This is a genomic window from Solidesulfovibrio sp. DCME (genome assembly GCF_049995385.1).
Classification (GTDB): Bacteria; Desulfobacterota; Desulfovibrionia; order Desulfovibrionales; family Desulfovibrionaceae; genus Solidesulfovibrio.
The window spans coordinates 3,443,624-3,456,506 of record NZ_CP188261.1 but is presented as its reverse complement, the minus strand read 5'-3'; the positions used below and the strand labels follow the sequence as shown (position 1 = coordinate 3,456,506).

General features: G+C 64.9%; 12 protein-coding genes. 9 read left to right on the top strand and 3 right to left on the bottom strand.

The features are described from left to right. The first annotated feature begins 149 nt into the window (after positions 1-149). Positions 150-284, top strand: a complete 135-nt coding sequence (locus ACP59X_RS15325; RefSeq protein ID WP_428559911.1) for a hypothetical protein — start codon at positions 150-152, stop codon at positions 282-284. 114 nt (positions 285-398) lie between these two features. On the opposite strand, the gene ACP59X_RS15320 is transcribed toward ACP59X_RS15325, so the two are convergent. The 3 genes from ACP59X_RS15320 to ACP59X_RS15310 all read right to left on the bottom strand — a co-directional run bounded on the left by ACP59X_RS15320 (position 399) and on the right by ACP59X_RS15310 (position 5,454). Further along, the gene (locus tag ACP59X_RS15320; RefSeq protein ID WP_428559909.1) at positions 399-3,470 is read right to left on the bottom strand and encodes a diguanylate cyclase; all 3,072 of its coding nucleotides are present in this window, start codon (positions 3,468-3,470) and stop codon (positions 399-401) included. A 16-nt stretch (positions 3,471-3,486) separates the two neighbouring features. After that, the gene (locus ACP59X_RS15315; RefSeq protein WP_428559906.1) at positions 3,487-4,581 is read right to left on the bottom strand and encodes a polyamine ABC transporter substrate-binding protein; all 1,095 of its coding nucleotides are present in this window, start codon (positions 4,579-4,581) and stop codon (positions 3,487-3,489) included. Positions 4,582-5,103: 522 nt separating this feature from the next. Next, positions 5,104-5,454, bottom strand: a complete 351-nt coding sequence (locus ACP59X_RS15310; protein WP_428559903.1) for a 2-hydroxyacyl-CoA dehydratase — start codon at positions 5,452-5,454, stop codon at positions 5,104-5,106. Here ACP59X_RS15310 and ACP59X_RS15305 point away from each other — a divergent pair. The 8 genes from ACP59X_RS15305 (at position 5,365) to ACP59X_RS15270 (ending at position 12,859) form a co-directional block, all read left to right on the top strand. Next, a complete protein-coding gene (locus ACP59X_RS15305) occupies positions 5,365-6,036 on the top strand; it encodes an ABC transporter substrate-binding protein (protein ID WP_428569921.1) in 672 nt (223 codons plus the stop codon). The two genes, ACP59X_RS15310 and ACP59X_RS15305, sit on opposite strands and share 90 nt — an antisense overlap. Positions 6,037-6,111: 75 nt before the next feature. After that, positions 6,112-6,870 (top strand): ABC transporter permease, encoded by a 759-nt coding sequence (locus tag ACP59X_RS15300; RefSeq protein WP_428559901.1) that lies wholly within the window; start codon positions 6,112-6,114, stop codon positions 6,868-6,870. Positions 6,871-6,899: 29 nt separating this feature from the next. After that, complete coding sequence (locus tag ACP59X_RS15295; protein WP_428559899.1) at positions 6,900-7,925, top strand: uroporphyrinogen decarboxylase family protein; 1,026 nt, start codon at positions 6,900-6,902, stop codon at positions 7,923-7,925. After that, the gene (locus ACP59X_RS15290; RefSeq protein ID WP_428559896.1) at positions 7,922-8,434 is read left to right on the top strand and encodes an ATP-binding cassette domain-containing protein; all 513 of its coding nucleotides are present in this window, start codon (positions 7,922-7,924) and stop codon (positions 8,432-8,434) included. The genes ACP59X_RS15295 and ACP59X_RS15290 overlap by 4 nt, the downstream gene beginning before the upstream one ends. Then, on the top strand, positions 8,431-9,291 hold the full coding sequence (locus tag ACP59X_RS15285) for a uroporphyrinogen decarboxylase family protein (RefSeq protein WP_428559894.1): 861 nt from the start codon (positions 8,431-8,433) through the stop codon (positions 9,289-9,291). Before ACP59X_RS15290 ends, ACP59X_RS15285 begins: the two co-directional genes overlap by 4 nt. A gap of 68 nt (positions 9,292-9,359) precedes the next feature. Further along, the gene (locus ACP59X_RS15280) at positions 9,360-10,028 is read left to right on the top strand and encodes a corrinoid protein (RefSeq protein ID WP_428559891.1); all 669 of its coding nucleotides are present in this window, start codon (positions 9,360-9,362) and stop codon (positions 10,026-10,028) included. 7 nt (positions 10,029-10,035) lie between these two features. After that, complete coding sequence (locus ACP59X_RS15275; RefSeq protein ID WP_428559889.1) at positions 10,036-11,091, top strand: uroporphyrinogen decarboxylase family protein; 1,056 nt, start codon at positions 10,036-10,038, stop codon at positions 11,089-11,091. Next, a complete protein-coding gene (locus ACP59X_RS15270) occupies positions 11,069-12,859 on the top strand; it encodes an ASKHA domain-containing protein (protein WP_428559887.1) in 1,791 nt (596 codons plus the stop codon). The genes ACP59X_RS15275 and ACP59X_RS15270 overlap by 23 nt, the downstream gene beginning before the upstream one ends. Positions 12,860-12,883 lie beyond the last annotated feature (24 nt).

The following is a 12,883-nucleotide window of genomic DNA, read 5'->3' as shown; positions in this document are numbered from 1 at the left end:
GTCCACCGTATTCGTGGTGTTGCCGGATATTGTCGAGCGGCGTCATCAAAAATATCGGGCAGCCTCGCCGTGTTGGGCCGATATCCGAGCCGGCGGCGCCTCGCGCGCCCCGGTTGCCGGACCCCGCATGGGCAGGGGCCGAACCCGACATGACCGGCAACCCCATCACCATCGACCCCGGCCCGCCATGGGCAGCGGCCGCGCCGGCCATGGCGCATGCCCGCGAGGGTTGCGCCTTTGATGAGGATATGTGCCGTATTACGGACAGCGCCAAGGAAGAGTGACTCTTTCTTCGGTAATCAATCGCATCGTCTTTATGACCGAACGCCATCCGACAGGCTCGCGGTGCAGGGCTGCCGCGACGTGCGCCATCGCCTCACCCACCGCATGACCCGGCGTCAATGGGGAGGGGGCGTGTGTTCTTGAAGGCAGATCATACCGAAAGAGACGGCTTTGTTGCGGCCGCTTTGCTTGGCTTGATAGAGGGCCTGGTCGGCCGTGAAAATGATGTCCTCGGGTGTGTTCACGGCCTCGGACCGAGAGGAAATACCGATACTGATCGTGACGATGCCGGGGGATGCGCCTGCATGGGGCAGGGACCGCGAAGCCACGGCCAGGCATATCTCACGGGCAATCGTTTTGGCCGTATCCGCCGCGCTCGTGACGATCAGGCTGAATTCCTCGCCGCCATAACGGCCGATGAACCCGTCGTACTTGTCCGCGATGCGGCGGATCTCCTGGGCGACCGCATACAGGCAGGCATCGCCGGCCTGGTGGCCGTAGATATCGTTGTATGTTTTGAAATGATCGATGTCGGCAATGAGATAGCTTAACGGATGCCCGGTTTGGCTGCTGCGGCTCCAGGCCTGCTCCAAAGCCTGGTCCAGGGCGCGCCTGTTTTTCACCCCGGTCAGGCCGTCGAGGTTGGCCAGGCGTTCCATATCCTCATAGGCCCGCTTGAGCGCCCGGGTACGATCCTGGACGCGCTTTTCCAATTCGATGTTCAAGGTATGCAGGTCGCGGCTCTGACGGCTCAAGGCGAGATGGAGATTGATGCGGGCCAACAGTTCCGCGTAACTGAACGGTTTGGGGATGTAGTCGTTGCCACCGAGGGAAAAGCACCGTTCGAGGTCGCCGTCCCGTGTCAATGCCGTCAAAAAGACGATGGGCAAGAGGTTATACTTGAATTTTTGCCGTATCAGCTCGCAGATTTCAAACCCGGACTGGCCCGGCATCATGACGTCGAGGAGAATGAGATTGAAATCATTCCCGCGCTTCTCGATCGCTTCCAGGGCAATTGCCCCGGACGTCGCGGTGGACACCGTGTAGCCCTTGAGCAGGAGATGATTTTCGATGACACGGAGATTGACGACCTCGTCATCCACCACGAGGATATGTTCCCCTGTGGCGAAGGGCTCGGGTGCGGTGTCGGTGTTCGCCCGGACGGCGCGGGTGTCTTGTGGCTGGGACGCGGGGGGCGTGTCGGCGTCCGCGCGGGCCGCCTGTGTGTCCGGCGCCTGCGGCACGGCTGGGGGAAGCTGCGGCCGTTGCGGGGATTCGGCCTGGGGGCCTTGCCCGGGGGCCGTGTCGGCCGCGCGCTGGGACATGGTGGAAAGGGGCAGGGTGAAAGCAAAAAGCGAGCCGCCGCCTTCGCGGTCGCGGACCTCGATGGTGCCGCCATGCAGTTCGATGAGTTGCCGCGTAATGGTCAGGCCGAGCCCGGTCCCGGAGCCGGCCCGGTCCAGGCCGCTGTCGAGTTGTTCGAAGGATCGGAAAATGAGTTCCCGCTTGTCCGGCGGCACGCCCATCCCCGTATCGGCGACATGAATGTGCATCAAGGCCCCTTGGGCAAAAGCCTCAAGCGTCACCGAGCCCGTTGCAGTGAATTTGACCGCATTGCCGATCAAATTGTAGAGAATCTGGTGCAACCGGTTTTCATCGGCAAAAACAGAAGGCAAGTTGGCGTCTATTGCATTGCGGAGTACGAGGCCCTTGGGTTCGGCCAGGATGCTGACCATGGAGAGGACAAGGTCGCCGGCACTCTTGAGGTCCACGGGCCGCTTGACGACCTTGAGGGCGTTGTGGCGCAATTTGGAAAAATCCAGAATGTCATTGACCAGATTGCTCAACCGGCGCGCGCTGGAAACAATGAGCAGCAGATTGTCCTCGGCGACGTCTGGTAATTGCCCCGCGATCCCCTTGAGCAATGATTCGGCGATCCCGGTAATGCCATGCAGGGGCGTGCGCAGTTCATGGGACGTATTGGCCAAAAATTCATCCTTGAGCCTGTCCGTTTCCCGCAGGGATTTGATGGCTGCCTCTTTGGAGCGCAGGGCCTCGGCCTGGGCCTGCTCGCGCAATTGGCGGCTTTCGACGAGGTTTGCCGCCATGGTGTTGAACTGATTGGCCAAATCAGCGACCTCGTCATGGCCCGTGACGGGAAGCCGCGTTTCCAGCTTGCCGCTTCCGATCGCTTGGGCACCGGCCCCGAGGGTGTTGAGGGGGCGCACAATGAGGAATTGCAGGGCAAGCATCAGGAGGCCGGCGGAGAGGCTGACGCTTATAAGGCCGATGATGCTGACGAGGCGGCCGAGTTCGGCCCCGGCCTGGGCCAGTTCGCGTTCCGGGAGGTAGCCGATGAGCATCAGGCCTCCGGGCAGGGCGCGCGACTGGATGAGCATGGGCTCGTTGTTTATGGCAATGTTTGTCGTATGCTCTTTGTTGCTGATCGCGTTGACGGCCGTGAACAAGGCATGGGGGTCGGCCAGCGTGAGTTGCTGGGCCTGCGGATAGAGGGGCCGCCCGGTTGGGTCCAGGATGAGTATGCCGCCGCTGCGGCCAATGCGCGTATTTTTGATGAGGTTGCTGTAGCTGTTGAGGTTGGCCGTGATCACAAGATAGCCGCGGTCCGATGGCGCCATCGCGGTAGAGTCTTCATAGGTCGGGTCGACGAACAAGATCCTGTGGGCAACAACCATGGTCGGGGCTTCGGTTGTCGGGTCCCATTGGAAAAAACTCCCCGTCGCCGCCTGGGACGCCTCCATGGTACGAAACCAGGGGCTTTCCGATTCGTAGATGGCGTTGTCTTTTTTGTTGTAGATGGAAAATCGGGCGTCTTCGAATCCGGAAGGCAGTATGACCCTGATTTCATCGTAATCGGGGTAGGCGTTGTGATAGGTGGAGAACAGGTTCAGGAGTGGAAGCAGGGCAAAGTGGTATCTGTCTTCCGCGGGCGCGAAAATGAAATCCTTCAGCAGGCTCGAGCTTGAAAACAGTGTGGCGTTTGCCCGCATCGTCTGGTCGACGGTTTCCGCATGGAGTGAAATCTGCTGCATCAAGGAGGCCATCTGGCCCAGGATGTTCTCCTCGGCATTGGCGCGGATGCGCTCGAAGGCGAGCCAGCTGACGACAAGAAGCGGAAAGATGACGAGCGGTATCAGAAAAAGTGGAAGTTTCGTCCGCAATCTCATGGTGATGCAAGAGGTGCTATTTTTTCAGCAGCGCCCAGGCTTCAACCATTTGTTTTTCGATGCGCGGGTCGACGTTCTGGGTCATCTCGCTGGCTTTCAAGGCGTCTTCGGACGGATAAATCGTCGTATTTTCGAGCATCTCCTTTGGCAGCAGCCGGCGGGCCTCATTGTTTGGCGTGGCGAATTCGAGTTCGCGGGCGGCCTGCGCGCTGTTTGAGGCTTCCGAAAGGTAATTGATGAAATCATAGGCCAATTCGGGGTGTTTTGTATTGGCGGCAACGACCATGTAATCGACCCAGATTTCACCGCCTTCTTTCGGGAGGACATAGCGGATGGCCGGATTGCGCTTTTGCAGCAGCAGCGCGTCGCCATTCCAGGTCTGGCCTATCCAGGTATTTCCGGAGACAATGCCGGAGTCGGCATCGGTCTTGAGGTAGCCATAGGTCTGTACGAAGGGGCGCTGCTTTTGCACGAGTTCGATGGCCTCACCGACAGCCTTCGGGTCTTGCGTGTTGAGGGAGTGGCCCAGGGATTTGAGGGCCAGGCCGATCCCCAGGCGATGAATGTCCACCAGCATCATTTTGCCGCGCCAGGCTTCCTTGGGTTGGTAGAACTGTGCCCAGCTGGTGATGTTGTCGTCGATCAAGTCGGTGCGGTAGACGATGCCCAGGGTGCCCCAAAGGTAGGGCACGGCATATTCCTCGGTTTTCGGCCAGGCAGTGACCCATTTGCCGTCCATCTGGGCAAGGTTCGGAATGTTTTGCCTGCCCAACGGCCTGATCCAGCCGCGGCGCAAATACGAAACAACATCGTTGCCATTGATCATTATGACATCAAAGCCCTTGCCTTTCGTGCGGGCAACCTGTTCGTCGCGTTCATCCGAGGACTGAAAGTATTTTTGGCGAATAGTGACATTCCGCGTTTTTTCAAAATTTTCGATGATCCCTTTGCCGACATACGCCGTCCAGTTATAGAAAACGAGTTCGGGCCGTTCCCCGGCCATGGCCGTGCGGTCGCCCTGTATTGCAGTGGTAATGAAAAACGCTACGCAAAAATGCATCAAGACGACAGGAAGGATTGCCGTGGGCCAAATGCAATTTTTGTTGTCCATAGTGGAGTCGCCTTGTGAAAAGGATGGTTGTCATGAAGCCCTGGGGCTGGCCGTCCCCACCGCGTTGCCTGGCCGATTACAACGCTCTTCGTACAACGGGGGCGTTGGCCAAAATTGAACCCGACCCGGGCGATCGGCATCTTTCGTATCAGGAGAGTTGTTTGAGGATCAACTGGAATATGGCACACAGGGGGCAGCGAATCAAGTAGGCCGCTTCATTTTGAAAGCGTTTGCCCTGGGCGGTGGGGCCGCCGCGCTCCACCGCCCCGAAGGGATGGGGGGCAGGGCAGGGGCACGCGTTGTGACCTCAAAAACATGGCCGTGTTTTTTTCATAAAATAATATATTCTACTCTATTGTCTCGGAATTCGTCTGCACGGATTTCGAGGGCGCCACACGGGGCTGCCCCTGTGGCGGGCTCGCGTCAGGCCCGTGAACAGGACAGAAGCCGTTGCGGGGGCAGCGCCAGGGGAGCATGCGTTACTTTCGAGCAATGCTGCTCGTATTTTGTAGGGGCGCAATGCTAGAGGATTTCCAGGAACGCCTCGATGCGCGTGCGCAATTGCTCCGTATCGGCGTCGGCGTAGTCCGTTTCGATATGCAATGTCGGCAGGCCGTGCCGGTCCCGCATGTGCGCGGCAATCAGCGGCGCTTCCACGTTGTAGGTGTGGCAGCATTGCCAGGTCAGGTCGACCACGCCGTGGGGCCGCATCTCCCGCGTCAGGCGGTCGAGCAGGTCCAGCCGGCCCGCATTGGGCGTCATGATGGAGCAGGGGATGCGCAGATAGCGCCTGGCGATGGCCGCGAGGGGCTCGCCGGTTTCCTCCACGAGGCCGTCGAAGCTCTTCACACCCGAGCAGTTTTCGCAGGCCACTTCGACATCTCCAAGGACGTCACCTTCGTCGAGATCAAGCGCAACCAGGACGTCATGGAAGCCGTGCGCAGCGGGCAGTGCGACTTCGGCGCCGTCTCCACCGGCTTCGAACCCCAGATCAACGAATCCGGCATGCGCGTCGTCCTGTGGCCGGACGAACTGTGGCCCAACCATTCCTGTTGCCGCATGCTGTCGCAAACGGAGTGGATGAAAAACAACCCCGAGCTGCTTAAAAAACTCTTGCGCGCCTATCTGCGGGCCGAACGCGACATGCACCAGCCCGGCGGCATGGACCTGGTGGTGCAGCTGACGACCAAGGAGCTGGACATGCCGGAACCGCTCGTCCGCAGCTTTGTCCAAAGCCCGCACATGATCTACGAAACGGACCCCTACAAGAGCAGCGTCATGGCCATGTGGAACAAGATGCAGTCGTTCGGCTACATCAAGGACCCGGACATCCAGCTGGCCGATCACATCAATACCGCCATCTACAAGTCCGCCCTGGATTCCCTGCTGACCGAACACCCGGACGATCCGTTCTACAAGCAAAAGCTCGACATGTTCAATCAATACAACTCGTAACGACGTATCAGCCGCAACGGTGACCCGGCGGCCCCGGCCTGATGCCCGGGGCCGCCGATACCAGGGGAGGACCGGGTGAAAAAGACCGTCAAACGCCATCTGGGCGTGGTGGCCATCGGCATCGGCATCGTCGCCGCCTACTGGCTTTTGACCGACACGTGGCGCCTGCTCGATCCGTTTTTGTTCGCCGGGCCAAGCAAGGTGCTGCCCGCCTTTGTCCGGTCCCTCGACAAGCTGCTCGAAGGCCTGGTCAGCTCCCTGGCCCTGCTGGCCCCGGCTTACGTCCTGGCCGTGGTGCTGGGCATCGGCCTGGGCGTGCCCATCGGCCTGTTCGTGCCCCTGCGGCGCAACCTCACTCCGCACATCACCGCCGCCAGCGCCGTGCCGGTGACCCTGCTCACCCCCTTTGCCATCCACGTCTTTTCCACCTTCTACGCCGCCTCGGTGTGCATCATCTTCCTCGGGGCCTTCTGGCCGATCCTCGGCACCACCGTGGCCGGCGTGGTCACCATCGACAAGCGCTACCTGGAAAACGCCGCCACCCTGGAAATCACGGGCCTGGAAAAAATGTTCCGCGTCATCCTGCCGGCCGCCGCCCCGACCATTTTCGCCGGCTGTTCCATTGCCCTCAAATTCGCCTTCATCCTGCTGACGGTGTCGGAAATGTTCGGGGCGACCTCGGGCATGGGCTATTTCGTCCAGTACTATTCGGATTTTGCCCGGTTCGACATGGTCCTGGCCGGGTTTGTCTTCATGGCCGTCATCCTGGTCGGCATCATGAGCCTTTTCGACCTGTTCCGGAAAAAGGCCCTGGCCTGGACGCTCAACAGCTAGGCTTGCGCCCGCAACAAAAAGGAAACGCCATGGACACCATGACGCCGCTTGCGCGCGCGGCCGCCATCGCCAAGGGCGAGCCGGCGGACAGGCTGCCCTGCAACCCCAATGTGGCCAACGGCGCGGCCAGGATTTACGGCTGCAAGATCTCCCAATTCAACACCGACCCGAAGGTGCTGGCCGCGGCCCAGGTCGCCTCGTACAGGCGCTTTGGCTACGACGGCGTGCGCATCTTCACCGACCTGTTCGCCTGGGCCGAGGCCATGGGCGCCCGGGTGACCTGCCCCGAGGACCATACCGTGGACCTGGCCGGGCCGGCCGTGACCGGCGTGGCCGGAATCGACGCCCTGCGACCCGCCGATCCCCGCAAGGACGGCCGGCTGCCCGTCTACCTGGCCGCCATGGACTACCTCACCGAGGCCATCGGCGACGAGGTCGGCTGCGCGGCCGGCATCGTCGGCCCCTTCACCAACGCCTTTTTCCTCTACGGGGTCGACGACGCCTTCCGGCTCATGCGCAAGAACCCCCAGGCCTTTCACAAGCTGTGCCGCCTGTCCCTGGAGACCTGCCTGGCCTACGCCGCGGCGGCCATGGCCAAGGGGCTTTCGCCCACCATCTCCGAACCTCTGTCCTCGTGCACCGTGGTCAGCCCGGCCGCCTTCCGGGAGTTCTCCCTGCCCTACCTCAAGGAACTCGTGGAATACATCAAAGGCAACGGCAGGATGCCCGTCATCCACATCTGCGGCGTGACCAAACAGATCTGGCACGATGTCGCCGACCTGGGCGTGGGGGGCTTTAGCGTCGACAACGTCGTCAACCTCAAGGACTGCTGCCGGGCCATCGGGCACAAGACCAAGATCCTCGGCCATGTCGACCCGGCCGGGGTCATGTACGGCGGCACGGTGGCCGACGTGCGCCGCCGGACCCTGGAATGCATCCTCGACGCCCACGATTCACCCAAGGGCTACGTGGTCATGTCCGGTTGCAGCCTGCCCGTGGAAACGCCGCCGGAAAACATCGAGGCCATGATGCGGGTCGTCGGGGAGGTGGGATGAGCGCGCCGAGGCGCAAGGCCGTGGCCATCGAACGCCTGGCCGAGGTGGAGCTCGACGCCTCGTGCTACGACAAGCTCCCCAAGGAACTGTCCGGCGGCATGCGCCAGCGCTGCGCCATCGCCCGGGCCTTCGGCATCGACCCGCCGATCCTGCTCATGGACGAGCCCTTCGCCGCCCTCGACGCCGTGACCAGGGCCAGGCTCCAGGACCTGGTCCTCGATTTGTGGCAAAAGGAAAAGCAGCGGCGCAAGACCATCTTCTTCGTCACCCACGATGTGGACGAGGCCCTGCTTTTGGCCACGGACATCTATATCCTCGGCCAGTCGCCGAGCCGCATCATCTACCAGCACGCCTTCGACCGCGACAAACGGATGCGCCGCGATTCCATCTACGGCGATCCCGGGATGCTCGGCCTTCGCAACGAGCTGATCCGCATCATCAACGAGGAAATCATGCAGCTTCGGGCCGCCGACGCCCGGCCCGCGCCAACGGGAGGCGGCGGCCTATGAGCGCGTCGGCCTGCGGCCACGGCGACATGGCCGTCCTGCCCGAGGCGCTTCTGGCCCGCCTGGGCCTGACCCGCCGCCAGGTCCATACGGACGCGGCCGCCATGGCCCGCCTGGCCCGCGCCCGCAGGGACGACACGGGCCTGGCCCTGTGCCTGCTGCCGTTTTGCTGCACGGTCGAGGCCGAGGCCCTGGGCGCGTCCATTGACCTCGGCGATGCCGTGGCCGGGCCACGGGCCGGCGCCTTCGTGTGCGATGGTCTGCGCGACGTCCTGGCCCTTGCCCCCATGGGCCTTCGCGCCGGGCGCCTGGGGCAGGTGCTGGCCGCCTGCGCCGGGCTGGCCCGGGCCGGCGAGGCCGTGGCCCTGGAAATAAGCGGCCCCCTGACCATCCTCAACTGGCTGATGGACCTGACCACGGTGTTCAAGGAGTGGCGCAGGGACGAAGCGCTTTTTCGCGACGTGCTCGACCGGCTGGCCGAGGAACTGCGCCTGTTCGCCCTGGCCGCGGCCAAGGCGGGCGTTTGGGCGGTCAGTTTCGCCGATCCCGTGGGCACGGTCGGCGTGCTCGGCCCCGGGCGGTTCGGTGTTCTGGCCGACGCCTTCACCGTGCCCTTTTTGCGCCGGCTTCGGGAGGCGGACGGCTTTGGCGCCAGGCTGCATGTTTGCCCCAGGACCGCCGGGGCGCTGGTCGCCCAGGGCCGGGCCACCTGGCGGGAATGGCCCGTGGACGACCGGGCCTTCCCCGGGGCGGCGGGGCTGCCCGCCGGCCACAACCGGCTTTCCGGCGAGGCCTGTCTCAAAAACGCCGGCTACCGCCCCAAAGGCGGTGTCGTGCGGGAACTCGTCCTGAGGCCGTAGGGGCATTCACCGGCCGCCCACCTGCCGCAACCGCCACCTGGTTGGCAACATCAACCCCGGAGGACGGGATGAACGACAAGCAGGCGCTGCTCGGGCAACTGTCCGATTGTGTGTGCAACATGGACGACGAACGCGTGGTGGACGTTTCACGGGCCTATCTGGACGGCGGCCATCCCGCCCTGGACGGCATCCTCGGCGGTCTGGTGGACGGCATGAACCGGGCCGGCGCGCTCTACGAGGAAGAGGAGTATTTCGTCTCGGACCTGCTGCTGTGCTCGGACGCCATGTACGCCGGCCTGGCCGAACTGACGCCCCATCTGCCCGAAGAGGAAAAAAACGCCCGCAAGCCCCGGGCCGTCATCGGCGTCGTCGCCGGCGACACCCACGATATCGGCAAGAACCTGGTCAAGATCATGATGGAGACGGCCGGCTTCGAGATGTACGACCTCGGCCGCGACGTGCCGGTGGAAGCCTTCGTGGCCAAGGCCAAGGAGGTGGGGGCGTCGCTGGTGTGCCTGTCTACGCTCATGACCACCACCATGACCAACATGGGCCGCATCGTGGCCCTGCTGGAACAGGAAAACCTGCGCGGCACCGTCAAGGTCATCATCGGCGGCGCGCCGGTCTCGTCGGCCTTCGCCCAAAAGATCGGGGCCGATGCCTACGCCGACAACGCCGTGGAAGCGGTGGCCGTGGCCCGGCGGCTCCTGGGCACCACGGCCGCCCGGACCGCCTGAGGCCGCCATGCCGGATGCCAAAACCCGCCTGCGCCGGGCCCTGGCCCGCCAGGAGTTGGACAGGCCGCCGTGCGTCTGCCCCGGCGGCATGATGAACATGGTCACGCGGGAGCTCATGGAGCGCGCCGGCCTGTCCTGGCCGCGCGGCCACACGGACCCGGTGCATATGGCCCGCCTGGCCCGGGCGGCCTGGGACGCCGGCTGTTTCGAAAACGCCGGCTTGCCGTTTTGCATGACCGTGGAGGCCGAGGCCTTCGGCGCCGGGGTGGACCTCGGCGACATGACCGGCGAACCGCGCGTGGCCCGCTACGCCATCGACAGCCTGGAAGCCTGGGACAGCCTGCCGCCGTGCGATGCCGGCGCGGGCCGGATGGGGGTGGTGGCCGAGGCGGTTTCGCTGCTTGGCGAAAAGGGCGGCGAGGTGCCGGTCATCGGCAACCTGACCGGCCCCATGAGCCTGGCCGGCAGCCTGCTCGAGCCCGTTGCCCTCTACAAGGGCCTGCGCCGCCGCCCCGACCAGGCCCGGGCCTTCCTGGAGATGCTCGCCGACGCCATCCTGGCCTTTGGCCTGCGGCTGCTGGCGGCCGGGGCCGACGTCATTGCCCTGTCCGACCCGAGCGGCACGGGCGAAATCCTCGGGCCGAAACTTTTCGCCGCCTACGAGGTGCCGCTGTGCAACCGCATCCTGGGCGGCCTGCGGGCGGCGTATCCCGGCGCGGGCTTGATCGTGCACATCTGCGGCAAGATGCACACGGTCTTTGCGCAACTGGCCGGCATCCAGGCCGATGCCGTAAGCTTCGACGCCGTGGTCAGCCTCAAAAAGGCCCGGGCCCACCTGCCGGGCACGGCGCTGATGGGCAACGTCAGCACCTTCGCCCTGGAAACCGGCAGCCCGGCCAAGGTGGCGGCCCTGACCCGGCACTGCCTGGCCAGCGGGGCGGACATCGTCTCCCCGGCCTGCGGCATGGGCAACGCCTCGCCCCTGGCCAACATCCAGGCCATGTTGCGAACCGTGCGCGACCCCGGCGCCGGGGGAAACCATGCCCGTCATCCGCTTGCCTGAGTGCGGCCGCGCCGTGGCCTACGCGCCCGGGCCGTCCCTGCTGGACATCCTGGCCGAGGCCGGGCTCATGCCGCCAAGCCCCTGCGGCGCGGCCGGGATTTGCGGCAAATGTGCCGTGACCGTCACCGGCGGCGACATTCCCCCGCCCTCGCAACAGGAGCAGGGCCTTTTTTCCGCGTCCGCCCTGGCCCAGGGCCGCCGGCTCGCCTGCGGGCTTTTTCCCCAAGCCGACCTCGACGTGGACGTCCCTCTCGACGGCCGGGGCGGCGTCATCCTGGCCGACGGCTACCTGCCGGATTTCCGGCTGGAGCCTTCGCTGGCCAAACGGACCGTCGTCCTCGACCCCGGTCCGGCCGGGTCGCACGAGGCGGGCCTGGCCGCCGCCCTGGGGGAGACGGGGGTGCCGGCACGGGTGCTGCGCGGCCTGTCCTTTGCCCCGGGCCAACGGACCGCCGTCTATGACGACGGCGAACTGCTCGCCCTGGAAGCCGGCGACACCACCGCCCGGCTGTTCGGCCTGGCCGTGGACATCGGCACGACCACCGTGGTGGCCGCCCTGGTGGATCTGCGCACGGGCCTGGAGCTGGCGGCCGAAACGGCCATCAATCCCCAGAAACGCTGGGGCTTCGATGTCCTCACCCGCCTGGGCTACGTCATGGAGCATCCCGGGGAGGGCGTAGCCCTGTTGCAGCGCGCCGTGGTCGACTGCGTCAACGGCCTCATCCGGAAATTGGCGGCCCGCACGGGCGTGGCGGCCCGGGAGATTTACGCCCTTGTCGTGGCGGCCAATACGACCATGCTCCATCTGTTGCTCGGCGTCGATCCGTCGCCGCTGGGCCTGGCCCCGTATACGCCGCCGTTTACCGCCGCCAAGCGCCTGCCCGCGGCCGCCGTCGGCCTGGCGGCCGGGCCCGGGGCCGTGCTGTACTGCCTGCCCTCGGTTTCCGCCTTCGTCGGCGCGGACATCGTGGCCGGACTGCAGGTCGCGGGGCTTGGGGAGGCCCGGGACACGGCCCTTTTCATCGACATCGGCACCAACGGGGAGATCGTCCTGGCGCACGAGGGCAAACTGTGCGCCTGTTCCTGCGCTGCCGGCCCGGCCCTGGAGGGCATGAACATTTCCTGCGGCATGGGCGCCTGTGCCGGGGCCGTGGAGGCGGTGCGCCTTTCGGGCGAGGGACTGGAACTGGCGACCATCGGCGGCGCGCCTCCGGCCGGTGTGTGCGGCAGCGGCCTGCTTTCGGCCGTGACCGCCTTTTTGCGCGCCGGCTGCATCCTGCCGCGCGGCAACCTGGTCAAGGCCAGCGGCCTCGCGGCCGACGACCCGCGACGGCCGTTGCTGTGCGAGCGGGACGGCAAGCCGGCCCTGCGCCTTGGCCCCGGCGAGGCGGGGCTCGCGTTGACCCAGAAGGACGTGCGCCAGGTGCAGCTGGCCAAGGGGGCGATCCTGTCCGGGCTGCTCGCCTTGCTGGAGCGGCATGGCCTGGGCGTGGAGGCCGTGGACCGGGTGCTCATTGCCGGCCAGTTCGGCCGCCACCTGCCGGTGGACAGCCTCACCGGCTGCGGCATCCTGCCGGCCCGGCTCGGCGACCGGGTCTCGTATCTGGGCAACACCGCCAAAAGCGGGGCCACCCTGGCCTTGCTCTCCCTGGCGGCACGCCGGGGCATGGACTTGTTGGCCGCACGGGTGGACTCGCTCGAACTGAGCCGCCTCAAGGATTTCGACCGCCGTTTCGTCGCCTGCCTGGATTTCCCGGCCGGCGCCTAGGGGATATCCGGGAGCCCGTGCCTT

Excerpts from the sequence above, each read along its gene's own strand:
- ACP59X_RS15280 (WP_428559891.1), top strand. The coding sequence starts at position 9,360 with ATGAACGACAAGCAGGCGCTGCTCGGGCAACTGTCCGATTGTGTGTGC.
- ACP59X_RS15270 (WP_428559887.1), top strand. The coding sequence starts at position 11,069 with ATGCCCGTCATCCGCTTGCCTGAGTGCGGCCGCGCCGTGGCCTACGCG.
- ACP59X_RS15320 (WP_428559909.1), bottom strand. The coding sequence starts at position 3,470 with ATGAGATTGCGGACGAAACTTCCACTTTTTCTGATACCGCTCGTCATC.
- ACP59X_RS15325 (WP_428559911.1), top strand. The coding sequence starts at position 150 with ATGACCGGCAACCCCATCACCATCGACCCCGGCCCGCCATGGGCAGCG.
- ACP59X_RS15285 (WP_428559894.1), top strand. The coding sequence starts at position 8,431 with ATGAGCGCGTCGGCCTGCGGCCACGGCGACATGGCCGTCCTGCCCGAG.
- ACP59X_RS15290 (WP_428559896.1), top strand. The coding sequence starts at position 7,922 with ATGAGCGCGCCGAGGCGCAAGGCCGTGGCCATCGAACGCCTGGCCGAG.
- ACP59X_RS15315 (WP_428559906.1), bottom strand. The coding sequence starts at position 4,581 with ATGGACAACAAAAATTGCATTTGGCCCACGGCAATCCTTCCTGTCGTC.
- ACP59X_RS15275 (WP_428559889.1), top strand. The coding sequence starts at position 10,036 with ATGCCGGATGCCAAAACCCGCCTGCGCCGGGCCCTGGCCCGCCAGGAG.
- ACP59X_RS15295 (WP_428559899.1), top strand. The coding sequence starts at position 6,900 with ATGGACACCATGACGCCGCTTGCGCGCGCGGCCGCCATCGCCAAGGGC.